Source organism: Streptomyces sp. NPDC044921 (assembly GCF_056432865.1).
On sequence record NZ_JBWKIF010000010.1, the window covers coordinates 15,370 to 38,417 of the forward strand.

Here is a 23,048-nt window from a genome sequence, read left to right on the forward strand (position 1 = left end):
CTCGCCCCCATGCCCGCCTTCACCGCTCCCGACGGCACCACCCTGGCCTACCACGCGACCGGAGACGGCCCGCCCCTGGTCTGTCTGCCCGGCGGCCCCATGCAGGACTCCGCCTACCTTGGGGACCTCGGGGGACTCGCCGCCCACCGCACCCTGGTCCGGCTGGATCTCAGGGGCACCGGCCGGTCGGCGGTGCCGGCAGACGCGGCCTCGTACCGGTGCGACCGTCAGGTCGACGATGTCGAGGCGCTGCGTGCGGAGCTGGGCCTGGAGCGGCTGGACCTGCTGGCCCACTCCGCGGGTGCCAACCTGGCCGTCCTCTACGCGGCCCGCCACCCCGGTCGCGTGGGCCGGCTCGTCCTCGTCACGCCCAGCGTCTTCGCCGTCGGCCTGGACGTCACCCGCGAGGACCGGCTGGAGACGGCCCGTCTGCGCCGGGGCGAACCGTGGTTCGCCCCGGCGTACGCGTCCCTGGAGGCGATCACCTCCGGCCGGGCGGCGGCGGACGACTGGGACGCCGTCGCCCCCTTCTGGTTCGGCCGCTGGGACGAAGCGGCACGGGCGTTCCGCGCGGCGGAGCGGCGCCAGCGCAACGACGAGGCCGCGGGCGTGTACGCCTCGGACGGCGCCTTCGAGCCGGGGGCGACGCGGGCCGCCCTCGCCGCGCTGCCCTCGCCCGTACTCGTGGTCGCGGGGGAGTACGACGTGGCCGCGCCCGTGCGCGTGATGAGGCAGTACGCGGGCCTGTTCCCGGCTGCCGGACTGGCCGTGCGGGGCGGGGCCGGGCACTTTCCGTGGCGGGACGACCCGGCCGGATTCGTGGGCGCCGTCGCGGCGTTCGAGGTTCAGGCGCCCACCGGGAGGCCCGGTACGTAGTCCGGATCCACCTGGTCCGCCAGATCCTGCCCGACGCGGTCGTTCGCCCAGGCGCGGGCGTTGCGCAGATGGAACTCGACCGCGTGTCGGTGCAGCCGGTCCCAGTCGCGGACGTGGGCGTCGACCGTCTCGCGCAGGACGTTCAGGGCGTGCTGGTTGTGCGGCTCCAACTCGCCCGTGGCCCGGCCCTGTTCCGCCGCCCGGACCCAGGGCGACTGGACCAGGTGCGTCAGCAGGTCGTCGCCCACGTGTTCCTTGAGGAAGAGCAGGTCGTCCTCGCACGTGACCTTGTTGCCGACGACCGCGACGCGGATGCCGAACTGCTCGGCGTGGTCGCGGTACTGGTGGTAGACCGAGACGCCCTTGCGGGTGGGTTCCGCCACCAGGAACGTGAGGTCGAAGCGCGTGAACAGGCCCGAGGCGAAGGCGTCCGCCCCCGCCGTCATGTCGACCACGACGTATTCGCCGGGGCCGTCCAGCAGATGGCCCAGGTACAGCTCGACCGCGCCCAGCTTGGAGTGGTAGCAGGCCACGCCCAGGTCGGACTCGTCGAACTCGCCCGTGACCATCAGCGGGACGCCGCCCGCCCGGCCGACGTGGCGGGCGTGCAGCGCGTCGTCGCCCAGGGGGCGCAGGAGGCGGGAACCGCGGCCGGGCGGGGTCGTCTTGAGCATGGCCTCGGCCGAGGTGATGCGCGGGTTGTCGCCCCGGAGGTAGTCCTTGATGCCGGCCAGGTGCGGACCCAGGGGAACGGGGGGCCGCTCCACCTGGCCGAGTGCCTCGGCCAGGTGCTGGTTGATGTCGCCGTCGACGGCGAGGACCGGGGCGCCGCAGCGCGCCAGGTGGCGGGAGAAGAGCGCCGACAACGTGGTCTTGCCGCTGCCGCCCTTGCCGACGAACGCGACCCTCACGACCGCTCCCGCTTTTTGAAAATGGGTGTCATGTGACTAGGTTTTAGGGAGTGATCGCCGCCACTGTCAAATCAGGTGCGGCGACCGGGGGTGGCGGCGGTGCGCGGCCGCGTGCTGCATATGCTGTGCAAGTGCGTTCCCTGAGCAGTAAGCGTCCCCTCCGGTTCCTCGCCGCCCTCGTCCTCCTGCCGGGACTGGCCGGCTGCTTCGCCTCCCCCGGCGGTGAGTCGTCGCGGGACGGCGCGCAGTCCGGCGCCCGGCTGCGTGTCGCCCTCGCCTTCCCGCCCGCCGAGAACTTCTCGCCGTACGGGGCCGACGCCACGCTGCTCAGCCGCCTCGGCGTCACCGAAGGGCTGACCGCCCTGGACGCCAACGGCGCCGCGACCCCCGCACTCGCCCGGTCCTGGCGCCGCGAGAACGACCGCACCTGGCACTTCACCCTGCGCGAGGCCACCTTCCACGACGGCACCGAGGTCACCCCGTCGGCCGTGGCCGGGGCGCTCACCCGCGCCACGAAGGCCAAGCCCCTGCCCGCTCCGCTCGCCGGTGTCACGCACGGCGCACGGCCCGACGGCGACGACGGCGTGCGCGTCACCACCGCCGCGCCCGACCCCGCCCTGCCCATGCGTCTGGCCGGCCCGAGCCTGGCGATCCTCTCCCCGAAGGCCTACGCGAAGCGGGGCAACCCCACGCCGGTCGGCACCGCCACGGGCCCCTTCGAACTCACCCGCGTCAACGGCGGCACCTCCGCCGCGCTCGACCGCCACGACGACTACTGGGGCGGCCGCGCCCAGGCCTCCGGCATCGACGCGCGCTTCGTCAAGGACGGCACCGCGCGCGCCAACGCCGTACGCACCGGCGACGTCGACATCGCCGAGGCCGTCCCCGTCGCGCAGGCCGCCACGCTCGACGCGGACACCCTCCGGGAAGCGGGCACCACGCGGACCACCAGCCTGCACCTCAACACCCGGCGCGGCCCCTTCGAGGACCCGGAGCTGCGTGCCGCCGCCCGCGCGGCGATCGACTCCTCCGCCCTGGTCAAAGGCGTCTTCGAGGGATACGCCGACCCCGGCGCCGGGATCTACGGGCCAGCCGTCACCTGGGCCGAGGGCAAGCGGGTGAAGCCGTCGGGGCGCGCCCGGGCCGCCCGGCCCGACGGCGCCCGGATCACCCTGGCCACCTACGACAACCGGCCCGAACTCCCCGAGGTCGCCCAGGTCGTGCAGCAGCAGCTGGAGAAGGCCGGGTTCCGGGTGCGGTTGCAGGTGCGCGAGTACGCGCGGCTGGAGAGCGACGCGCTGCAGGGGAGGTTCGACGCGTTCGTCGGGGCCCGCAACAGCCTCCTGGACACCGGCGACCCCGTCGGGATCCTCGCCAGCGACCACACCTGCGACGGCGGCTACAACCTCGCCCTGCTGTGCGACCCGGAGGTCGACCGGGCCGTCGCGAAGGCCGACCGGGCCGACGGCACGGGGGAGCGGCAGGACGCGGCCATGGCCGCCGAGGCCGCCGTCCTCGGCACGGACGCGGTCGTGCCGCTCGCCCACCAGCGGATCCTCCTCGGCGTCTCCCCGAAGGTGCGGGGCGTACTCCTCGACCCCTACGAGCGCACCCTGGTGGGGCCCGGCACGCGTCGCTGAGCCCTGAAGGGTCAGGCCGGCAGCCGGGTGTCCACCACGCAGCTGATCTCGACCGCCTGCCCCGGGAAGGTCAGTTCGGTGACGCCCAGGGCCGTGCTGACCGGGCGGTGGGCACCGAAGTAAGCCCGGTTGCCCTCCGCCACCACGTCCGCGTTGCGCACCAGGTCCACCACGTACAGCGTCTGCGAGACGACCTGGTTGCGGGTCGCGCCGTAGTGGGCCAGGACCTTGTCCAGGTTGACGTAGGTGCGCGCGAGCTGGGCGGCGACGCCGTCCTCGGGGTCGAAGTCGCCCGCGTCGTCGAAGGAGAGCTGCCCGGAGACGTGGATCAGCTCGCCGGACCTGATCGCCTGCGTGTAGCCGAAGTGCCGCTCGGCCGGTATGCCGTGGTCGTAGAGGTCGAGGGTGCTCATGGGTCCCGTCCTTCCGTCGAGCGCGCATCCGTCAGCGCTCTCTTGTGGTTACTGGGAAACCGTAGGAGAGTGAACGCCGACCTGGAAGAACGCACTTTTCGGTGACAGGGGAACCAGATGGTGACCAAGCAGCTCAGGGACGTTCCCGAGAACGCGGACCTCAGAAGGGCGGACTCCCTGGCACGGGAGATCTTCTCGGACGTCGCCAACAAGTGGGCGCTGCTGATCATCGAGGCCCTCGGTGAACGCACCCTCCGCTTCAGCGAGTTGCGCGACGAGGTCGAGGGCGTCAGTCACAAGATGCTGACCCAGAACCTGCGGATGCTGGAGCGCAACGGCCTGGTCGAGCGGACGGTGCACCCCACCGTGCCGCCCAAGGTCGAGTACACGCTCACCGAACCGGGCCGGGCCCTGCGCGCCACGGTCGACCTGATCTGCGGCTGGACCCACCAGTACCTGGGTCATATCGAGGCCGCCCGGGGGCGGTTCGGCGGCTGAGCCGGGGCCTCAGCCCGCGACCAGTTCCCGGACGGGGCGCGGCGCCGGGGCCTGCCCGGTCCGGGAGGTCCGGTACAGCCACAGCACGTCCCGCCCGAACGACCACACCAGCAGGGCCAGGGCCAGGGCGGCCACGCCGAAGTTGGCCGCGTACGGCAGCAGACCGGCACTCGCGAGCAGCAGGAGTACGCCCTGCAGGGCGGCGACCGTCTTGCGGGCCGTGCTCGGCGGCAGCGCCGCGGTCAGCCAGGGCCACACCTTGGCCGCGGCGACGAAGACGTACCGCATGGCGCCGATCAGCAGGACCCACGGGCCCAGTTCCATCGAGACGTACACGCTGAGCACCAGGATCAGGAACGCGTCGACCTCCATGTCGAAACGCGCGCCCAGCGGGGTCGAGGTGCCGGTGCGGCGGGCGACCTTGCCGTCGACCCCGTCGAGGATCAGCGCCACCGCCGTCAGGCCGACGAACAGCGACACGGGCGGTGAGCTCTGGAAGGAGTCCGCGACCAGCGCGGTGACGCCGCCGACGAGGGTGGCCCGGCCGAGGGTGACCCGGTTCGCCGCGCCGAAGGAGCGCAGCCGGGAGCGGTGCAGGGCCCGGGAGAGCACCGCCCAGGTGGCGATCGCGAACGCGAGGCCGCTCAGCCAGCCCGCCGGGCCCATCCCGATCGCCGTGCCGATCAGGGCCAGCAGCAGGACCTGCGCCCCCGCCCCCACGGCGGTCTCCTGCTGTACGAGCCTCGCGTCGTAAGTGTTGTTCAGGGCCACCGAACACCCTCCGGCCGTGTGACAGAGTCGATCAACGCCGCTACCTTGTGCGCGGCCTGTGCACCCCTCGGTACGCAAGCGGCTTCCCGATCGTTCAGGAGGACCTCGATGAAGCACACCGGACGCGCTTTCTGGATCGACTCGCCCGGGCGGGGCGCGATCCGGGACGTCGCCCTGCCGGAGCCCGGCGAGGACGAGGTGCTGGTCCGCACGCTCTTCTCCGGCGTCAGCCGCGGCACCGAGACGCTCGTCTTCTGCGGCGGCGTGCCCGCCAGCCAGCACACGGCCATGCGCGCCCCCTTCCAGGAGGGCGACTTCCCGGGCCCGTTGAAGTACGGCTACCTCAACGTCGGCCTGGTGGAGGAGGGTCCGGCGGAGCTCGCCGGCCGCACGGTGTTCTGCCTCTACCCGCACCAGACGCGGTACGTCGTGCCGGCGAGTGCCGTGACGCCCGTGCCGGACACCGTGCCCGCCGAACGGGCCGTGCTCGCCGGGACCGTGGAGACCGCCGTGAACGCCCTGTGGGACGCCGCCCCCCTGATCGGCGACCGGATCGCCGTGGTCGGCGGCGGCATGGTCGGCTGCTCGGTCGCCGCCCTGCTCGCCCGGTTCCCCGGCGTGCGGGTGCAGCTGGTCGACGCCGACCCGTCCCGCGCGAAGACCGCCGAGGCGCTCGGGGCCGGCTTCGCCACCCCGCAGGACGCCGACGGCGACTGCGACCTCGTCGTCCACGCCAGCGCCACCGAACAGGGCCTCGCCCGGTCCCTGGAACTCCTCGCCGCCGAGGGCACGGTCGTCGAACTGAGCTGGTACGGCGACCGTCCGGTGAGCCTGCCGCTCGGCGAGGCCTTCCACTCCCGGCGCCTGACCATCCGTTCCAGCCAGGTCGGCACCGTCTCCCCGGCCCGCCCGGGCCGCACCTACGCCGACCGGCTCGCCCTCGCCCTCGACCTGCTCGCCGACCCGGCGCTCGACGCCCTCGTCACCGGGGAGTCCCGCTTCGAGGACCTGCCCGACGTGCTGCCGCGCCTCGTCTCGGGCGAGATCCCCGCCCTGTGCCACCGGGTCCGTTACGACGAGAGCGATTGACGCATCGGCTGACGATTCGTTCCATCCGGTACGACATCGACGGGGCAAGAGCGCCTGACCTGAGAAAAGACGTAGCCGACGCTGAACGGGGGAAGGGAAGCAGCCGTACTACTCGGCATCCCCGGCAGCCATCAGCGGGGGAGCAGACGCGCCGCACCTGGAGGGTCGTCCGTTGTTCAGCATCACCGTCCGCGATCACATCATGATCGCCCACAGCTTCCGCGGCGAGGTCTTCGGACCGGCGCAGCGCCTGCACGGCGCCACGTTCCTGGTGGACGCCACGTTCCGGCGCGAACAGCTGGACGAGGACAACATCGTCGTCGACATCGGGCTGGCCACCCAGGAACTCGGGGCCGTCGTCAGCGAGCTGAACTACCGCAACCTCGACAACGAACCCGACTTCGCCGGGGTCAACACCTCCACGGAGTTCCTGGCCAAGGTCATCGCCGACCGGCTCGCCGAACGCATCCACAAGGGCGCGCTCGGCGAGGGCGCCAAGGGCATCGCGGGCCTGACCGTCACCCTGCACGAGTCGCACATCGCCTGGGCGAGTTACGAGCGTGCGCTGTGACCGACACGACCGTCGAGCGGCCAGGTCCGGCCGGTCCGGCACCGGCACGGCTCGGCTACGTGCCCGTGCAGCACGCCACCCTCAAGAACGCCGAGATCATCCCCATGTCCCTGCGCACCGTGCACTTCGTGCTGCCGGGCGGCGTCGACGACCCGGCGGCCCCGAGCGGCGGCAACGCCTACGACCGGCGCGTGTGCCTGGACCTGCCCGGCTTCGGCTGGCAGGTGAGCAAGCACGCCGTGCCCGGTGACTGGCCCCGGCCCGCGGCCGCCGCCCGGACGGAACTGGCCCGTGAGCTGGCCGCGTTGCCCGACGGGGCCGTCGTGCTGCTGGACGGGCTCGTGGCCTGCGGCGTCCCGGAGATCGTGGTGCCGGAGGCGGAACGGCTGCGCATGGCCGTCCTCGTGCACCTCCCGCTCGGCGACGAGACCGGGCTGGACGCGGCCGTCGCCGCCGAACTGGACGCCAGGGAGCGGGCGGTGCTGCGGGCGGTGCCCGCGGTGATCGCCACCAGCGACTGGGCGGTCCGCCGCCTCGTCGCCCACCACGGACTGCCCCCGGAGCGGGTCCACGTCGCGGCACCCGGCGCCGACATCGCGCCCCTCGCGCCCGGCACCGACGGCGTGTCGCGGCTGCTGTGCGTGGCCGCCGTGACCCCGCGCAAGGGGCAGCACCGGCTGGTGGAGGCCCTGGCCGCGATCACCGACCTGCCGTGGAGCTGCGTCTGTGTCGGCGCCCTCACCCAGGACCCGGAGTACGTCGCCCACCTGCGGTCCCTCATCGCGCGGCACGGCCTGCGGGACCGGCTGGAACTGGCCGGACCGAGGTCCGGCGCCGCGCTGGACGCCAGTTACGCCACCGCCGACCTGATGGTCCTCACCTCCTACGCCGAGACCTACGGCATGGCCGTGACCGAGGCGCTGGCCCGGGGCATCCCGGTGCTGGCGACGGACGTCGGCGGCCTGCCCGAGGCGGTCGGCCGCGCCCCCGACGGCGGGGTGCCCGGCATCCTCGTGCCGCCGGAGAACCCCGCCGCCATCGCCGCCGAACTGCGCGGCTGGTTCGGCGAGGCGGACGTACGCCGCCGGCTGAAGGCCGCCGCCCGCGGCCGCCGCGCCGCCCTCGACGGCTGGGCGACCACCGCACAGAGCCTGGCGGCGGTCCTGCGCCGGCTCCCGACCGAACCCCGGAGGGCCGCATGACGAACCCGGTGACGACGACGCGGAGCGGGGCGATCCCGGCCCAGCCCGTGCCCGGGAAGGCCGTGGAGTCCACGGGCGGCGCGCTTGCCGGGGCGGTGCCCGGCGGCGGTACCGCGCCCACGGGCCCCGCGGGCGCGGGCGGCCCCGCCGGGCCGGTGCGGGTCTCCGGGGCGGGCGCCCCGGGCGCCGGCTCCGCGGGGGAGTCCGCGGCGGGACGGCCCGTAGGAGCGGCGAACGAGTCCGCCGGTCCCCGTGGCGGGACCGGCCCGGCGAGCCCCGCCGGCCCGGTCCTCGCCCGGACCGGCCCCGGTGGCCCGTCCGGGCAGGTCCTCGCCACCGGCGCGGTCATCCCCGGCGCGGGGCCCAGCGGCAAGCCCGGCTCCCGGCCCACCGTCAAGCTGCGCGAGGCCGCGCCCGACGACCCACCCCGGTACGCGCCCGAGTGGCTTCAGCTGCGGGAGCCGGCCGACGCCGCGGCGCGGGCGCACGACCTGCTGGATCCGCTGCGGATCCGGCTCGCCAACCTGCCGGGCAAGGCGGGCGGTGCCGTCGTCCACGACCTGGGCTGCGGCACCGGCTCGATGGGCCGCTGGCTCGCCCCGCGCCTGGACGGCGCCCAGCACTGGATCCTGCACGACCGCGACCCCTACCTGCTGCACTTCGCCGCCGTCGCCTCCCCGCGCTCGGCCGCCGACGGCAGCCGGGTCAGCGTGGAGACGCGGCGCGGGGACGTCGCCCGCCTCACCGCGGACGCCCTGCAGGGGGCCTCCCTGGTGACGGCGTCCGCCCTGCTGGACGTCCTCACCCGCGAGGAGCTCGACGCCCTCGCCGCCGCCTGCGCCGGAACCGGCTGTCCCGCCCTGCTGACGCTGTCCGTCGCCGGGCGGGTGGAACTGGGCCCGTCCCACCCGCTCGACGCGGAGATCGCCCAGGCGTTCAACGACCACCAGCGCCGCGACGGCCTGCTCGGCCCCGACGCGGTCACGGCGGCGGCGGAGGCCTTCTCCGCGCACGGCGCGACCGTACGGCTGCATCCGAGCCCTTGGCGGCTCGGGCCCGAGCAGGCCGCACTCACCGAGCAGTGGCTGCGCGGCTGGGTCGGTGCCGCCGTCGAGCAGCGTCCGGAACTGCGGGCCGAGGCGGAGGTCTACCTGAACAACCGCCTGCGGCAGTGCGCGGCGGGCGAGTTGCGCGTCACGGTCCACCACACCGACCTCCTGGCCCTGTGCCGCCCGGCGGGCGGAGCGTCATGACCGCCCGGGCGACGGGTCTGCGCCTCCGGCCGCACGACACCACCGCCGACGCCGGAGATTCGGTGCCCGGCGGAGCCCTGGCCACCTCCGGGCCGACGGGAACGGCGACTCAGGTCCCGACGGCCCACGCGGCCCAGGCGGCCCCGTCGTCCGGTGAGCCGACGCGCCGTCACAAGGACCGCGCCGGGGTGGCGGTGGTCGTGGCCCCGGCCGCGTCCGTCGCCTCGGACGCGACCCCGGTGCTCACGGTCGTGCCCGCTGCCGGCAGGGCTGCCTCGTCGGCCTCCTCGGCCTGCCGTGCGGCGGCCGAGCACACGGCAGGCCCCGGCCAGGTCGCGCACACGCGCCGCCGCTCCGCGGAGCACCCCGGCGCGACCAGCTCCGTGGAGGACCCCGGCGCGGCCGGCTCCGCGCAGGAGTCGGGCGTCACCCCCGCTCGGGGTGCGGCCCGCGTTCGGGTCCCGCGCAGGGCCGAGGACGCGGAGGCGGCGCACTCCGCCGGAGGGCCGGGTGCTCGCCGCCCCGTACAGGGCCCCCTGCGTGGCCTCCTCGCCCGGTTCGGCTCCCGCAAGGCCCGTACGCGGCTCGGCACCCTCGCCGGGGTGGTCATCATCGGGGTGCTGTTCTGGCGGCTCGGCACCGGTGCCTTCCTCGACGGACTGCGCCGGATCGACGCCGTGACGCTGCTGCTCGCGCTCGCGATCGGCGCCGTCACCACCGTGTTCAGCGCGTGGCGGTGGGCCCTCGTCGCGCGTGGCCTGCGCATCCGGCTGCCGTTCGGGCCGGCCGTCGCCGACTACTACCGCGCGCTGTTCCTGAACGCGGCCCTGCCCGGCGGCGTCCTCGGCGACGTCCACCGGGCGGTGCGGCACGGACGGAGCGAGGGAGACCTGCGCCGCGGCGTGAAGGCCGTCGTCCTCGAACGGACCGCCGGGCAGCTCGCCCTGTTCGCCGCTGCCGCCGTGATCCTGCTGACCATGCCGTCCCCCGTACTCGACGAGGCCCGGCACCTCGCTCCGCCCGCGGCCCTGGCCGGACTGGGCGCGCTCGCCGTCGTCCTCGCCCTGCGCATGAACCGGGCCGCGCCCGCGCGCCGGGCCGGGAAGGCGCGCGCGCTGCTCGCCGAGGTGCGCGAAGGGCTGCTGTCCCGCCGCAACGGACCCGGAGTGCTTGTCTCCTCCGTGGTCGTCCTGGCGGGTTACGTCGCCATGTTCGTCCTCGCCGCCCGCGTCGCCGGCACCACCGCCTCCACGGCCGTGCTGGTACCGCTCGCCGTGCTCGCCCTGCTGGCGATGGGACTGCCGCTGAACGTCGGCGGCTGGGGCCCCAGGGAGGGCGTCACCGCCTGGGCGTTCGGCGCCGCGGGCCTCGGCGCGGGCCGGGGGCTCGCCGTCGCCGTCGTCTACGGGGTGCTCAGCCTGGTGGCGAGCCTGCCCGGCCTGGTCGTACTCGTCGCCCGCTGGTACGCGGGCCCGTGCGCCGCCGACCGGACCCGGGCCGCCGCGGCGGACCCGGACACCGGCGCCGCGCCGAGCGCCTACGCCTCGGAGGTCAGCATCGAGAAACACGCCCCGAAGGAATCCGCGAGGCTCGCCAGGAGTTCCTTCCCCTTTTCCGCCGAACCCAGCGAAGGACGGCCTATGACACCGGAATCGGTATAGCCGGACATGCCCAGGGTGAGCAGATGACGCCGGTCGTCAGCGACGAAATCGGAAGTCTCATAACCGGGTCGGAGCAAGTGGGGATGAGCGTGCAGAAGGATGGAGGTCTCTATTTCTCCCGCGTGCATGTCGGTGAGCAGCGAGGTGACCACACCCGCCCGTACCCGCGCCGCCTCCCAGTCCTCCGGGGCCGGGAAGAGCGCCATCCGCTCGCCGCGGGCGGAGGACTCCTGAACGACGTTGCCCAGCACATAGTTTCCGCCGTGCCCGTTGACCACCACCAGGGCGTCGACCCCAGACCGGCGGAGCGAATCCGCTATGTCCCGTACCACCGCATGAAGGGTCACCGAGGAGATGCTGACGGTCCCCGGCCAGGCCGCGTGCTCGTGCGAGCACGAGATCGTCACCGGAGGAAGGAGGTGCACCGGGTACGCGCCGGCTATCTCCCGCGCGACGGCACAGGCGACGAGCGTGTCGGTCGCCAGGGGGAGATACGGACCGTGCTGCTCGAAGCTCCCCACGGGAAGCACCGCGACCTGCCGTGAGACATCGGCGCCCCGCGTCCGTACGTCTTCCGTGGTGTCCGCCGGCACCAGATCACTCATCACGCCACGGCCTTTCGTCTCTGCTTAGGAACTCGAGAATCATGACAGAAAAAATAGGCGTACTCGGCAAGAAGTCACCGCAGCGGACCGGCGTGGAACGCGTCGTGAATGCGCCCTTGCCCACCGTGTACGGGAAATTCCAGGCGATCGGCTACATGGACCACGACCGCGGTGACGAACAGGTCGCGCTGGTCCACGGCGAACTCGCCACCGACGACGTCCTGGTCCGGCTGCACTCGGAGTGCCTCACCGGTGACGCCTTCGGCTCCCAGCACTGCGAGTGCGGCGACCAACTGGACGCCGCCCTGCGCGCGGTTGCCGCCGAGGGCGCCGGAGTCGTCGTCTACCTCAGAGGGCACGAGGGCCGCGGCATCGGCCTGCTCGCCAAGCTGCGCGCGATGGCGCTGCAGGCGGAGGGCCTGGACACGGTGGAGGCCAACCTGGCCCTCGGCCTGCCGGTCGACGCCCGCGACTACGGCGTGGCCGCGCGCATCCTGGACGACCTGGGCGTGCGCTCCGTGCGGCTGATGTCCAACAACCCGCGCAAGCGCGAGGCGCTGGTGGACCACGGCATCCGGGTCGCCGAGCAGGTGCCGCTGCTGATCCCGCCGTGCGAGAACAACATCACCTACCTGCGGACCAAGCGGGAGCGCCTCGACCACCACCTGCCCCACCTGGACGCGGTGGTCAGCTCCTCCTGAGACGCCGGGGCCGGTTCCCGTTCCTCCCGCGACGTGGCCCGGGCGATCCGTGCGCGACCCGTGGCCGGGCCGCGTACGCTTCGTGAACGTCCGCCCCTTGAGCGTCGGCCCCAGGCGGCCGGCGCCTCACGTCCGGAGGCTCACCCGGTATGACCGAGCTCCATCTGTGGCTGCGCCACGAGTCCCGAACGACCGAGCGCCGCACGCCCGTCGTGCCCGACGACGCCCGGCGGCTCGTCGGGCACGGAGTGCGACTGACCGTCGAGGAGTCCCCGCAGCGGGTCTTCCCGATCGAGGAGTACCAGGCGGCGGGCTGCGGCGTCGCCCTCGCGGGCTCCTGGGTGTCGGCACCGCGGGAGGCCGTGGTGCTCGGCCTGAAGGAACTGCCCGGGGAACCGGCCGAATTGCCACACCGGCACATCTTCTTCGGCCACGCCTACAAGGGCCAGCCGGGAGCGGCGGCCCTGCTGGGCCGCTTCGCCGCCGGGGGCGGGGCCCTGTTCGACCTGGAGTACCTGGTGGACGACTCCGGGCGGCGCCTGGCCGCCTTCGGCTTCTGGGCCGGCTACCTGGGCGCCGCCCTGGCGGTGCTGCAGCACCGGGGCCGGCTGCGGGCGCCGCTCGTGCCCACGACCAAGGCCGAACTGGACGAGACCCTCAAGCCCGCCGACGCCGACGCCGACTTCACCGGCCTGGTCGTCGGTGCCCTGGGACGCAGCGGCCGCGGCGCCCGGGTGGCCTTCGCCACCGCGGGTGCCGACCCGACCTGCTGGGACCTGGCCGAGACCCGCGACCTGGACCGTGCCGCTCTGCTGCGGCACGACGTGATGGTGAACGCGGTGCTCGCCACCAGTCCCGTCCCGCCCTTCCTGCGCGAGCAGGATCTCGACACCCCCGGCCGCCGCCTGCGCACCCTGTGCGACGTGACGTGCGACGTCGGTTCGCCGCTCAACGTCCTGCCGCTGTACGACGAGACCACCAGCTGGGACGAGCCGGTGCGGCGCCTGCGCGCGCAGCCGCCGCTCGACCTGATCGCCATCGACAACCTGCCCTCGCTGCTGCCGCTGGAGTCCAGCGCCGACTTCTCGGCCGCCCTGCTGCCCCACCTGCTCGACTTCGGCGTCACCGGACCCTGGGGGCGCTGCCTGGACCGGTTCCGTCAGGCCACCCGTGAGCACGGCTTCGACAAGGGGGATCCCCGTGACCACTGACCCGGTACCCGCGAGCGGCACCGTCCACTGGATCGGCGCCGGCCTGTCCACCGGCAGCGGGCTCGCCACGCTGTGCGACACCGCCGGGCGCGTACGGCTGTGGCACCGCACCGAGAGCCGTGCCGCCGACGCACTCGGCCGCCTGGGCCTGGCCGGACGGGCCGAGCCCCGCGCCTACACCCTGTCCGCGCTCGCCGCCGAACTGGCGCCGGGCGACGTCGTGGTGTCCATGCTGCCCGCGCCGGACCACGCGCCGCTGCTCGCCGAGTGCGTCCGGCGGGAGGCGCACTTCGCCTGCTCCAGTTACGTGTCGGAGGCGGTGCTCGAGCAGGTGCCCGCCGCCGGGAAGGCTGGGGTCGTCGTCCTCACCGAGGCCGGGCTCGACCCGGGCATCGACCACCTCTTCGCCCACGACCTCGTCGCCCGCGCACGGGACGCCATCGGCGAGCGGACACCCGCCTCGTACACCCTCACGTCGTACTGCGGCGGCGTCCCCGCCGTGCCGAACGACTTCACCTACCGCTTCAGCTGGGCACCCGCCGGCGTCCTCAACGCCCTGCGCTCCCCGGCGCGTTACATCGACGACGGGGCGGAGACGGTCGCCGAGCGCCCCTGGGAGGCGACCCGGCGGCACGTCGTCGGCGGGGAGGCGTTCGAGGTCTACCCCAACCGCGACAGCGTCCCGTTCGTCGCGCAGTACGGGCTGCCAAGGGCCTGGTCCCCGCGGACGTTCGTGCGGGGCACCCTGCGCCTGGAGGGCTGGTCGCGGGCCTGGGACGCCGTGTTCGAGGAGCTGAAACGGGGCGACGACGCCCGGATCGCGGAACTGGCCCGGGAACTGGCCGCCGCGTACCCGACCACCGACGACGACCGGGACCGGGTCGTCCTCGCCGTGTCCCTGGACGTGCGCTCCGACCAGGGGGAGAGCTGGTCCGGCGATTACCTGCTGGACCTGGTGGGCGACGCCAAAGAGAGCGCGATGGCCCGCTGCGTCTCCCGCACCCTCGCCCTGGGCGTCCGCCACGTGCTGGACGGCTCCCTGCCCCCGGGCCTGAACCGGGCGGCCGAGACGGCGGACCGGTCGCGGCAGTGGCTGGACGAACTGGGCCGCGACGGGGTCGGGTTCACCCTCCGGGTCGACCGCTAGCCGGGCAGCGGGCCGGACAGGGCCTCGTGCACCAGCCGCTTGAGGTCCTTGAAGACCGTGTGCGGGGTCCTGGGCCGCACCTGCGTCATGAACTGCACCGTCAGGTCGCGGCCCGGGTCCACCCAGAACGTCGTCGTGGCCACCCCGCTCCAGCCGAAGGCACCGAGCCCGGACGGCACCTGGGTGCGGCCCGGATCGATGACCACCGAGCAGTTGAAGCCGAAGCCCATGCCCTCGTTGCCGGGCTCGTCGTGGGCGGGACGGCTGCCGAAGGCGCGCAGGTCGGCGCCGCCCGGCAGGTGGCTGCGGGTCATCAGGTCCACGCTGTGCGGAGCGAGGAGCCGGACGCCGTCCAGCTCGCCGCGGCGCCGCAGCAGCTCCATGAAGCGGTGGTAGTCGTGGGCCGAGCACACCATGCCGCCGCTGCCCGACAGGAACCGCGGCCGGCCCCGCAGCGGCAGCCCGGGGATCGGCTCGATGCCGCCGCCCTCCTTCTCGCCGTACATCTCGGACAGGCGTGGCGCCTGCTCGTCGGTGACGTGGAAGCCCGCGTCGGTCATGCCGAGCGGGCGGAAGATCCGCTCGGCGCAGAACGCGTCGAGCGGCCGGCCGGAGACGACCTCGATGACGCGGCCCAGGACGTTGCTGGCCACCGAGTAGTTCCACTCGGTGCCCGGCTCGAACTGCAGGGGCAGGCTCGCGTACACCTCGATGGTCTCGGCCAGGTCCGCGCCCGGCGGCACGGACGACTCCAGACCGGCCCGGCGGTAGAGGGCGTCGACCGGGTGGGAGTGGTAGAAGCCGAAGGTGAGGCCCGAGGTGTGGGTCAGCAGATGCCGGACGAGTATCGGGCCGGAGGCCGGGCGGGTTCTCACGTCGTCCGCCGAGCCGCCGGCGTAGACCCGCGGCTCGGCGAAGGCGGGCAGGTGGTCGGCGACCGGGTCGTCCAGGGACAGCCGGCCCTCCTCCACGAGCAGCAGCGCGGCGACGGCGGTGACCGGCTTCGTCATGGAGTAGACCCGCCACAGCGTGTCGGCTTCGACGGGGAGCCCGGCGGCGAGGTCGCGCGAGCCGTGCGTGGCGAGGTGGGCGACGCGTCCGCCGCGGGCGATCGAGACGAGGAAGCCGGGCAGCCGCCCCTCGTCGACGAACCGGGCGAAGTGCCGGTCCAGGCGGTCCAGCGCCTGCGGATCCAGTCCCGCCTCGGCCGGTTCGACCTCTTCTCGCAGCTGTGCCATGGCTCTTCCTCCGTCGCGCTCGTCGAGGTGAGATCCGGCCTACCCCGTCCGGACCGCCTCCGATCCCATCCTGCTGCAGGAAGCCTTCATGATCGCGCAGGAACGGGTGAGCGAACGCGGCGGCGTCCCGAGGGGGCGCGGGCGCCCGCCACCGGCCCTCGCGACCAGCGCCTGACGGCTGCGGTCGTCACACGGCCACCTTGTCGGCCCGGGCCGCCGGACGCGCGGGGCGCTCGCCCAGCGCCTCGGTGGGCACCCGGTGCGTCTCCCGCGCCGACACCGCCGCGAGCACCGGCGGCAGGCACAGCGCCGCCGTGAACAGGGCCACCGCCGGCCAGTCGTCCCCGCCCGGCCCGGCGATCCGCGCCGCGAACGTGACCGCGAACCCGGCCGCCGCGAAGCCGACCTGCGTGCCGACGGCCACGCCGGACAGCCGCACCCGGGTCGCGAACATCTCGCCGTAGAAGGCGGGCCAGACCCCGTTCGCCGCGCTGTAGACCACGCCGAAGCACAGGACGCCGGTCAGGAAGGTCAGCGGGTAGGAGCCGGTGGAGATCGCCCACAGGTACAGGAACATCGTCACCGCGCTGCCCGCGGCCCCGACCAGGAACACCGGGCGGCGGCCGATCCGGTCGGAGAGCGTGGCCCACAGCGGGATCGCGGCCAGCGCGACCACGTTGGCCAGGGCGCCCACCCACAGCATGGCCGTGCGGGACATGCCGACCGCGTCGCTGGTGGCGTAGGCCAGCGCCCACACCGTGAAGATCGTGCTGACGGAGGCGACCATCGCCCCCGCGACCACCCGCAGCACGTCCGCCCCGTGCTCGCGCACCAGCACCAGCAGTGGCATCCTCACGACCCCCTCCTCGGCCGCCTGCCGGGCGAACGCCGGGGTCTCGTCCAGCTTGCGCCGGATGACCCAGCCGGCGACGGCGACCGCGACGCTCAGCCAGAACGGCACCCGCCAGCCCCACGACAGCAGCTGCTCCTCGGGCAGCGCGGCGACCGGGATGAAGACCAGGGTGGCCAGCAGCTGCCCGCCCTGCGTGCCGCTCAGGGTGAAGCTGGTGAAGAAGCCGCGCCGGTGCGGCGGCGCGTGTTCCAGCGTCATGGAGTTGGCGCTGGCCTGCTCGCCCGCAGCCGAGATGCCCTGCAGCACCCGGCACAGCACCAGCAGCACCGGGGCGAGGGTGCCGACCTGCTCCCGGGTCGGCAGACAGCCGATGAGGAACGTCGACAGGCCCATCAGCACCAGCGTGAAGACCATGATCTTCTTGCGGCCGAGCCGGTCGCCGAAGTGGCCGAGGACCAGCGCGCCGACCGGGCGGGCGGCGTACGCGACGCCGAACGTGGCCAGCGACAGCAGCGTCGCGGTGGCCGGGTCCGACTCGTCGAAGAACACCTCCGGGAAGATCAGCGCGGCGGCGCTGCCGTAGAGGAAGAAGTCGTAGTACTCCAGCGCGCTGCCGATCCACGCGGCGGTGGCGGCTTTCCGGGGCTGGCCGGGTGGGGCGGCGGCCCCTTCGGGCGTGGCGGGGACGGACACGGCGGCTCCTTCGGGGGGCTCCACCCTGGGCAGAGCGGGACACGGGCTGCGGAGAGGGGGACGTGAGAGGGGGACGTGCCGGATCGCGGCTAATTAACCCACTGGATAGTTAGTAGCGATGGCCAGTGATGCTGCGCCCGCGTGCCACCGGTGTCAAGGGGTCGTGCGCCGGGCGTTCAGTCCGCCGCGCGCTCGGCCGTCAGGTAGGCGATCACCATGTCGCCGAGCATGGCCCGGTAGTGGGCGCGCTGCGCCGGATCGAGCAGGTCGCGGCCGAACAGGGCGCCGAAGGTGTGCCGGTTGGAGACCCGGAAGAAGCAGAACGAGGAGATCATCGCGTGCAGGTCGACGGCGTCCACGTCGGCCGTGAACAGGCCCGACTCCCGGCCGGAGGCCAGGATGCGGCGGATCACGTCCAGCGCCGGGGAGCCGATCCTGCCGAGCTCGTCCGAGCCGGCGATGTGGTGGGCCTCGTGGATGTTCTCGATGCTGACCAGGCGGATGAAGTCGGGGTGCTGCTCGTGGTGGTCGAAGGTCAGCTCGGCCAGGCGCCGGATCGCCGCCACGGGGTCGAGGTGGTCGACGTCGAGCTGCTGCTCGGCCTCCCGGATCACTCCGTACGCCCGCTCCAGCACGGCCGTGAACAGCTGCTCCTTGCCGCCGAAGTAGTAGTAGATCATCCGCTTCGTGGTGCGGGTGCGGGCGGCGATCTCGTCGACCCGGGCCCCGTCGTACCCGGCCCGGGCGAACTCCTGCGTGGCGACGTCGAGGATCTCGGCCCGGGTGCGGGCGGCGTCGCGGATGCGCTCGCCGGGACGTGCCGGTTCTTCGACGCTGGTCATCAGGTTCCTTCGGGCGGAGGGGGCGGTGCCCGTGATTGTAGAAGCAGGATCCCCGGCCGCCCGGGGGTCTTTCCGAGTCGGTACCCGGCTGATATAGCTAACGTACTGGTTCGTACATTACTGAGCCGCTCGGGAGGCGCGCGTGCCCAAGGACTCGTACCTGGCCGGACTGGTCGGCTCCGGCATCGGGCCGTCACTCAGCCCGGCACTGCACGAGCGGGAAGCCGACCGCCAGGGCCTGCGTCTGCTGTACCGGCTCATCGACATCGACCCCCTCGGGGTACCGCCCGAAGCGGTGGGCGACCTGGTGCGGGCCGCCGGCGACCTCGGGTTCGACGGGCTCAACATCACCCACCCCTGCAAGCAACTCGTGCTGGAGCACCTGGACGCGCTCGCCCCGCAGGCCGAGGCGCTGTGTGCGGTCAACACCGTCGTCTTCGAAGACGGCCGGGCCGTGGGCCACAACACGGACGTCACCGGCTTCGCCGCCTCCTTCGCCCGCGGCCTGCCCGACGCGCCCCTGGAGCGGGTCGTGCAGCTCGGCGCCGGCGGCGCGGGCGCGGCCGTCGCGCACGCCCTGCTCACCCTCGGCGCCGGGCACCTCACCGTCGTCGACGCCCTGCCCGGCCGGGCCGCGGCGCTGGCCGCGGCCCTGAACCACGCGTTCGGCGAGGGCCGCGCGGCCGCCGCGCCCCCGGACCGCCGGGCGCGGCTGCTCGCGCACGCCGACGGCCTCGTCCACGCCACCCCCACCGGCATGGCCGCCCACCCCGGCCTGCCGCTGCCCGCCGCACTGCTCCACCCCGGGCTGTGGGTCGCCGAAGTGGTCTACCGCCCGCTGGAGACCGAGCTGCTGCGCACCGCCCGCGCGCTGGGCTGCGCCACCCTCGACGGCGGCGGCATGGCCGCCTTCCAGGCCGCCGACGCGTTCCGCCTGTTCACCGGGCGGGAACCCGACGCCCCGCGGATGCTGGCCGACCTGGCCGACCTGGCCGGGACCGTCGGCGCACCCCACTGACTCCAGGAAGGGACAGCGACGTTGCGTACGTCCATCGCCACCGTCTCCCTCAGCGGTTCCCTCACCGAGAAGCTCGACGCCGCCGCCCGGGCGGGCTTCGACGGGGTGGAGATCTTCGAGAACGACCTGCTGGCCAGCCCCCTGACGCCCGAGGAGGTCCGGGCCCGCTGCGCCGACCTGGGCCTTCGCATCGACCTCTACCAGCCGGTGCGGGACGTCGAGGCCGTCCCCGAGGAGGACTTCGCCCGGAACCTGCGGCGCGCCCGGCACAAGTTCGAGCTGACGCGCAGGCTGGGCGCGGACACGGTCCTCGTCTGCTCCAGCGTCTCCCCGCAGGCGGTGGACGACGACGCCCTCGCCGCCGAGCAGCTCAGCCGGCTCGCCGACACCGCCCGGGAGTGCGGCGTGCGGGTCGCCTACGAGGCCCTGGCCTGGGGCCGCCACGTCCGCACGTACGACCACGCCTGGCGCGTCGTCGAGACGGCCGGGCACCCCTCGCTCGGCACCTGCCTGGACAGTTTCCACATCCTCTCGCGCGGCTCGGACCCGAAGGGCATCGAGGACATCCCCGGCGAGAAGATCTTCTTCCTCCAGCTCGCCGACGCCCCGCTGCCCGCCATGGACGTCCTGCAGTGGAGCCGCCACCACCGCTGCTTCCCCGGCCAGGGCGGCTTCGACGTCGCGGGCCTGGTACGGCACGTGCTGGCCACCGGGTACGACGGACCGCTGTCGCTGGAGGTCTTCAACGACGTGTTCCGGCAGGCCGAGGCCGGTCCCACCGCCGTGGACGCCCGGCGCTCCCTGCTGCTCCTGCAGGAGACGGTGGGGCGCGCGCCCCTGCCGGGGCCCGTCGTCCCCACCGGGGTCGCCTTCGCCGAGCTGGTCACGCCCGACGCCGAGCCCCTCAGCGCGCTGCTGGGCGCCCTGGGTTTCACCCGCACCGCACGGCACCGCGGCAAGCCCGTCGCCCTGTGGGAGCAGGGCGACGCCCGGATCCTCGTCAACACCGGCCCGGCCGCGCGCCGCGACGGCGCCCGGCTCGCCGCGATCGGGCTGGAGTCACCGGACCCCGCCGGGGCGGCCCGGCGTGCCGAGGCGCTGCTCGCGCCGGTGCTGCCGCGCCGCCGGGCGGCCGGGGACGCCGCGCTGGAGGCGGTCGCCGCGCCCGACGGCACGGAACTGTTCTTCTGCGCCACCGGCCGGCCCGGGCGGCCCGACTGGCGGGCCGACTTCGAGGGCACCGGCGGCCCCGCCACCGGCCGGACCGTCCGGGGCATCGACCACCTCGCCCTCACCCAGCCCTGGCACCACTTCGACGAGGCCGCTCTCTTCCACCGCGGCGTGCTCGGACTGGACGCCCGGGAGAGCGTGGACGTCGCCGACCCCTACGGGCTGCTGCGCAGCCGGGCCGTCAGCGGTCCGGACGGCGGCGTCCGGATCGTCCTCACCGTCGGCGCGGCCCCGGACGACGACACCGTCCACGCCCAGCACATCGCCCTGGCCACCGACGACGTGGTCGCGGCGGCCCGTGCCCTCCGCGCGGCGGGCGGCGACCTGCTGCCCGTCCCGGCCAACTACTACGACGACCTCGCCGCCCGTTTCGAGTTCGCCGACGGTGAGCTGGAGACCTACCGCGACCTCGGCATCCTCTACGACCGCGACGCCCGGGGGCAGTTCCGCCACTGCTACACCCGCACGGTGGGCCGCGTCTTCTTCGAACTGGTCCAGCGCGACGGAGACTACCGGGGCTACGGCGCCGCGAACGCGCCGGTGCGGCTGGCGGCGCAGCACGCGGTGCGGGGTCTCACCGGCGGCTGACGACGGTCCGGGTGACGCCGGTGTCGCTGCTGGTGATCGGCTCCCTCGTCCACGCCGGCCGCGCGCAGCGGCCGGAAGCCGTGGCCGACGGCCGCGTCCTGGACGTGGCCCCGGCAGCGGCCGTACCACGGCGGAGTGGCGTGCCGGCGGCGCTGCTCGGTGACCTGGACGACGGCCGCCCGCAACACGCTGTGGTTCACCTGGCTGCGCCGCCCGGCCGGGCCCGCCCTGCGCCGGACCGCGCACCCGGCGCGCACGGTGCCGCGGGACACCGCGTCCCTGCGCGCCTTCGCCGAGGCGGGGGCCGCCCTGCCTGGGTGCTGCGCGAACGCCGTGTCCTGCCGCGGGAGGTGGAGTCCCGCCTGCGCCTGCGCATGGTCCGTTCGGGTACCAGCCGGCGCCCCGTGCCGGGTCCTCGTCGGCCCGGTTCCGGAAGTCCACGTCCTGCCCGCGCGCGAAGGCGCGCCACACCGCTCCTCGGCGGGCGTCATGCCGTCGGTCTGCATCTGCGGGGACTGTGGCGTGCCCGGCCGGAGGACGTCAACCGCCCTCCGGCCGGGGCCGCTCACGCCCTGGTGTTCCACTCCGCGATCACGGGCCGGCCGTGCTCGGTCGACAGCCGGCACACCGTGCCCGTCTCCAGCCGGAACAACCGCCCCTCCGACGGCGGCAGGCCCAGCCGGCGGGCCGTCAGGACCCGGAGGAAGTGGCCGTGGGCCACCAGCAGCACGTCACCCCCGGGCAGCGCCTCGGTCACCCGGGCCAGCACCCGGTCGGCCCGCGCGCCGACCTCCTCGGGGGACTCCCCGGGCCTGTCGGGCCCGGGCGGGGCCCCGTCGGTCCACAGGTCCCAGTCCGGCCGGGTGCGGTGTATCTCGTCGGTGGTGACGCCCTCGTAGGCGCCGTAGCGCCACTCGTGCAGGTCGGGTTCCTGCTCGGTGCCCGTCAGGCCCGCGAGCGCGGCGGTGCGCACCGCGCGGGCGAGGGGGCTGGTGAGGACCAGCGCGAAGGACCGGTCCGCCAGGAGGGGGGCCAGCGACCCCGCCTGCTCCTCGCCGCGCGGGGTGAGGGGCAGGTCGGTGAAGCTGGTGTGCTGTCCGCTCCGGCTCCACTCCGTCTCGCCGTGGCGGACCAGCAGCAGATCGCCCACGGTCACGCCTTCTTCGCGGACTCGACGGCGTGGCCGCCGAACTGGTTGCGCAGCGCGGCGATCATCTTCATCTGCGGCGAGTCGTCCTGCCGGGAGGCGAACCGGGAGTACAGGGAGGCGGTGATGGCGGGCAGCGGCACGGAGTTGTCGATCGCCGCCTCCACGGTCCAGCGCCCCTCGCCGGAGTCCTGGGCGTAGCCCCGCAGGTTCTCCAGGTGCTCGTCCTCGTCGAGCGCGTTGACCGCGAGGTCGAGCAGCCAGGAGCGGATGACGGTGCCCTCCTGCCAGGAGCGGAACACCTCGCGGACGTTGTCCACGGAGTCCACGGCCTCCAGCAGCTCCCAGCCCTCGGCGTAGGCCTGCATCATGGCGTACTCGATGCCGTTGTGGACCATCTTCGCGAAGTGCCCGGCACCCACCTTGCCCGCGTGGACGTAGCCGTAGGGGCCCTCCGGCTTGAGCGCCTCGAAGATCGGCCGCAGCCGGTCGACGGTCTCCTTCTCGCCGCCGACCATCAGGGCGTAGCCGTTCTTCAGGCCCCACACGCCGCCCGAGACGCCGGCGTCGACGAAGCCGATGCCGCGCTTGCTCAGCTCCTCGGCGTGCTTCTCGTCGTCCGTCCAGCGGGAGTTGCCGCCGTCGACGACCGTGTCGTACGGCTTGAGCAGGCCGGCGAGCTGGTCGATGACGTGCTGGGTGGGGGCGCCGGCCGGGACCATGATCCAGACCGTGCGGGGCGCCTCCAGCTGGTTGACGAGGTCGGCCAGGCTGGCGACGTCCGACTTCTCGGGGTCGGTGTCGTAGCCGATGACCGTGTGGCCGGCGTTGCGCAGGCGCTCGCGCATGTTGCCGCCCATCTTGCCGAGACCCACAAGACCGATCTGCAT

General features: G+C 74.1%; 21 protein-coding genes and 2 pseudogenes. 14 read left to right on the forward strand and 9 right to left on the reverse strand.

Annotation, left to right across the window (positions count from 1 at the left end):
• Window positions 1–9: 9 nt before the first annotated feature.
• A complete protein-coding gene (locus AC07DA_RS17295) occupies window positions 10–876 on the forward strand; it encodes an alpha/beta fold hydrolase (protein ID WP_479128997.1) in 867 nt (288 codons plus the stop codon).
• Here the strand turns inward: AC07DA_RS17295 and AC07DA_RS17300 are convergent.
• Window positions 846–1,787 carry an ATP-binding protein gene (locus AC07DA_RS17300; RefSeq protein WP_479128999.1) on the reverse strand — a complete coding sequence of 314 codons (942 nt, stop codon included), beginning with the start codon at window positions 1,785–1,787 and terminating at the stop codon, window positions 846–848. The two genes, AC07DA_RS17295 and AC07DA_RS17300, sit on opposite strands and share 31 nt — an antisense overlap.
• 125 nt (window positions 1,788–1,912) lie before the next feature.
• On the opposite strand from AC07DA_RS17300, the gene AC07DA_RS17305 reads away from it, so the two are divergent.
• Window positions 1,913–3,427, forward strand: coding sequence for an ABC transporter substrate-binding protein (locus AC07DA_RS17305; RefSeq protein WP_479129001.1), 1,515 nt, complete (start codon window positions 1,913–1,915; stop codon window positions 3,425–3,427).
• 11 nt (window positions 3,428–3,438) lie between these two features.
• On the opposite strand, the gene AC07DA_RS17310 is transcribed toward AC07DA_RS17305, so the two are convergent.
• Window positions 3,439–3,840 carry a RidA family protein gene (locus AC07DA_RS17310; RefSeq protein WP_479129003.1) on the reverse strand — a complete coding sequence of 134 codons (402 nt, stop codon included), beginning with the start codon at window positions 3,838–3,840 and terminating at the stop codon, window positions 3,439–3,441.
• A gap of 117 nt (window positions 3,841–3,957) precedes the next feature.
• Here AC07DA_RS17310 and AC07DA_RS17315 point away from each other — a divergent pair, with 117 nt between their 5' ends.
• A complete protein-coding gene (locus AC07DA_RS17315; protein WP_479129005.1) occupies window positions 3,958–4,338 on the forward strand; it encodes a winged helix-turn-helix transcriptional regulator in 381 nt (126 codons plus the stop codon).
• Between the two features lie 9 nt (window positions 4,339–4,347).
• Here the strand turns inward: AC07DA_RS17315 and AC07DA_RS17320 are convergent, their stop codons facing one another.
• Window positions 4,348–5,109, reverse strand: coding sequence for a CDP-alcohol phosphatidyltransferase family protein (locus tag AC07DA_RS17320; RefSeq protein WP_479129007.1), 762 nt, complete (start codon window positions 5,107–5,109; stop codon window positions 4,348–4,350).
• A 108-nt stretch (window positions 5,110–5,217) separates the two neighbouring features.
• On the opposite strand from AC07DA_RS17320, the gene AC07DA_RS17325 reads away from it, so the two are divergent.
• From AC07DA_RS17325 to AC07DA_RS17345, 5 genes and pseudogenes are all read left to right on the forward strand, one after another.
• Window positions 5,218–6,198: a zinc-dependent alcohol dehydrogenase gene (locus AC07DA_RS17325; protein WP_479129008.1), complete on the forward strand. Its 981-nt coding sequence runs from the start codon at window positions 5,218–5,220 to the stop codon at window positions 6,196–6,198.
• A gap of 172 nt (window positions 6,199–6,370) precedes the next feature.
• Window positions 6,371–6,769: a 6-pyruvoyl trahydropterin synthase family protein gene (locus AC07DA_RS17330; RefSeq protein WP_010043117.1), complete on the forward strand. Its 399-nt coding sequence runs from the start codon at window positions 6,371–6,373 to the stop codon at window positions 6,767–6,769.
• Entirely contained in the window at window positions 6,766–7,971 is a 1,206-nt protein-coding gene (locus AC07DA_RS17335) for a glycosyltransferase family 4 protein (RefSeq protein WP_479129009.1), read from the forward strand. The genes AC07DA_RS17330 and AC07DA_RS17335 overlap by 4 nt, the downstream gene beginning before the upstream one ends.
• 347 nt (window positions 7,972–8,318) lie before the next feature.
• Complete coding sequence (locus AC07DA_RS17340) at window positions 8,319–9,224, forward strand: class I SAM-dependent methyltransferase (RefSeq protein ID WP_479129217.1); 906 nt, start codon at window positions 8,319–8,321, stop codon at window positions 9,222–9,224.
• Window positions 9,221–10,600, forward strand: a pseudogene (locus AC07DA_RS17345) (lysylphosphatidylglycerol synthase transmembrane domain-containing protein); the annotation flags it as partial. The gene AC07DA_RS17340 and the pseudogene AC07DA_RS17345, both read left to right, overlap by 4 nt.
• 161 nt (window positions 10,601–10,761) lie before the next feature.
• On the opposite strand, the gene AC07DA_RS17350 reads toward AC07DA_RS17345, so the two are convergent.
• Window positions 10,762–11,490 (reverse strand): creatininase family protein, encoded by a 729-nt coding sequence (locus AC07DA_RS17350; protein ID WP_479129010.1) that lies wholly within the window; start codon window positions 11,488–11,490, stop codon window positions 10,762–10,764.
• Between the two features lie 41 nt (window positions 11,491–11,531).
• Here AC07DA_RS17350 and ribA point away from each other — a divergent pair, with 41 nt between their 5' ends.
• The 3 genes from ribA (at window position 11,532) to AC07DA_RS17365 (ending at window position 14,549) form a co-directional block, all read left to right on the forward strand.
• Window positions 11,532–12,191 (forward strand): GTP cyclohydrolase II, encoded by a 660-nt coding sequence (gene ribA, locus AC07DA_RS17355; protein ID WP_479129011.1) that lies wholly within the window; start codon window positions 11,532–11,534, stop codon window positions 12,189–12,191.
• A gap of 149 nt (window positions 12,192–12,340) precedes the next feature.
• The gene (locus AC07DA_RS17360; RefSeq protein ID WP_479129012.1) at window positions 12,341–13,402 is read left to right on the forward strand and encodes a saccharopine dehydrogenase; all 1,062 of its coding nucleotides are present in this window, start codon (window positions 12,341–12,343) and stop codon (window positions 13,400–13,402) included.
• Entirely contained in the window at window positions 13,392–14,549 is a 1,158-nt protein-coding gene (locus AC07DA_RS17365; RefSeq protein ID WP_479129013.1) for a saccharopine dehydrogenase family protein, read from the forward strand. Before AC07DA_RS17360 ends, AC07DA_RS17365 begins: the two co-directional genes overlap by 11 nt.
• On the opposite strand, the gene AC07DA_RS17370 is transcribed toward AC07DA_RS17365, so the two are convergent.
• From AC07DA_RS17370 to AC07DA_RS17380, 3 genes are all read right to left on the reverse strand, one after another.
• Window positions 14,546–15,787 (reverse strand): serine hydrolase domain-containing protein, encoded by a 1,242-nt coding sequence (locus tag AC07DA_RS17370; RefSeq protein ID WP_479129014.1) that lies wholly within the window; start codon window positions 15,785–15,787, stop codon window positions 14,546–14,548. The genes AC07DA_RS17365 and AC07DA_RS17370 overlap by 4 nt on opposite strands.
• A gap of 187 nt (window positions 15,788–15,974) precedes the next feature.
• Entirely contained in the window at window positions 15,975–17,333 is a 1,359-nt protein-coding gene (locus tag AC07DA_RS17375; RefSeq protein ID WP_479129015.1) for an MFS transporter, read from the reverse strand.
• A 176-nt stretch (window positions 17,334–17,509) separates the two neighbouring features.
• On the reverse strand, window positions 17,510–18,175 hold the full coding sequence (locus AC07DA_RS17380) for a TetR family transcriptional regulator (RefSeq protein ID WP_479129016.1): 666 nt from the start codon (window positions 18,173–18,175) through the stop codon (window positions 17,510–17,512).
• Window positions 18,176–18,317: 142 nt separating this feature from the next.
• Between AC07DA_RS17380 and AC07DA_RS17385 the strand changes: the two genes are divergently transcribed.
• From AC07DA_RS17385 to AC07DA_RS17395, 3 genes and pseudogenes are all read left to right on the forward strand, one after another.
• Complete coding sequence (locus tag AC07DA_RS17385; protein WP_479129017.1) at window positions 18,318–19,193, forward strand: shikimate dehydrogenase; 876 nt, start codon at window positions 18,318–18,320, stop codon at window positions 19,191–19,193.
• Between the two features lie 21 nt (window positions 19,194–19,214).
• Window positions 19,215–21,011 carry a bifunctional sugar phosphate isomerase/epimerase/4-hydroxyphenylpyruvate dioxygenase family protein gene (locus tag AC07DA_RS17390; protein ID WP_479129018.1) on the forward strand — a complete coding sequence of 599 codons (1,797 nt, stop codon included), beginning with the start codon at window positions 19,215–19,217 and terminating at the stop codon, window positions 21,009–21,011.
• Between the two features lie 180 nt (window positions 21,012–21,191).
• Window positions 21,192–21,412: pseudogene (locus tag AC07DA_RS17395) on the forward strand (glycosyltransferase family 2 protein); the annotation flags it as partial.
• 164 nt (window positions 21,413–21,576) lie between these two features.
• On the opposite strand, the gene AC07DA_RS17400 reads toward AC07DA_RS17395, so the two are convergent.
• Together AC07DA_RS17400 and gnd are read right to left on the reverse strand one after the other, a co-directional pair.
• Window positions 21,577–22,161: a histidine phosphatase family protein gene (locus AC07DA_RS17400; RefSeq protein ID WP_479129019.1), complete on the reverse strand. Its 585-nt coding sequence runs from the start codon at window positions 22,159–22,161 to the stop codon at window positions 21,577–21,579.
• Between the two features lie 2 nt (window positions 22,162–22,163).
• Window positions 22,164–23,048: a phosphogluconate dehydrogenase (NAD(+)-dependent, decarboxylating) gene (gene gnd, locus AC07DA_RS17405; RefSeq protein WP_479129020.1), complete on the reverse strand. Its 885-nt coding sequence runs from the start codon at window positions 23,046–23,048 to the stop codon at window positions 22,164–22,166.

Bases quoted from the DNA above. Each gene is read 5' to 3' on its own strand.
- AC07DA_RS17295 (WP_479128997.1), top strand. From the start codon at position 10: ATGCCCGCCTTCACCGCTCCCGACGGCACCACCCTGGCCTACCACGCG.
- AC07DA_RS17310 (WP_479129003.1), bottom strand. From the start codon at position 3,840: ATGAGCACCCTCGACCTCTACGACCACGGCATACCGGCCGAGCGGCAC.
- AC07DA_RS17315 (WP_479129005.1), top strand. From the start codon at position 3,958: ATGGTGACCAAGCAGCTCAGGGACGTTCCCGAGAACGCGGACCTCAGA.
- AC07DA_RS17325 (WP_479129008.1), top strand. From the start codon at position 5,218: ATGAAGCACACCGGACGCGCTTTCTGGATCGACTCGCCCGGGCGGGGC.
- AC07DA_RS17350 (WP_479129010.1), bottom strand. From the start codon at position 11,490: ATGAGTGATCTGGTGCCGGCGGACACCACGGAAGACGTACGGACGCGG.
- ribA (WP_479129011.1), top strand. From the start codon at position 11,532: ATGACAGAAAAAATAGGCGTACTCGGCAAGAAGTCACCGCAGCGGACC.
- AC07DA_RS17360 (WP_479129012.1), top strand. From the start codon at position 12,341: ATGACCGAGCTCCATCTGTGGCTGCGCCACGAGTCCCGAACGACCGAG.
- AC07DA_RS17370 (WP_479129014.1), bottom strand. From the start codon at position 15,787: ATGGCACAGCTGCGAGAAGAGGTCGAACCGGCCGAGGCGGGACTGGAT.
- AC07DA_RS17380 (WP_479129016.1), bottom strand. From the start codon at position 18,175: ATGACCAGCGTCGAAGAACCGGCACGTCCCGGCGAGCGCATCCGCGAC.
- gnd (WP_479129020.1), bottom strand. From the start codon at position 23,048: ATGCAGATCGGTCTTGTGGGTCTCGGCAAGATGGGCGGCAACATGCGC.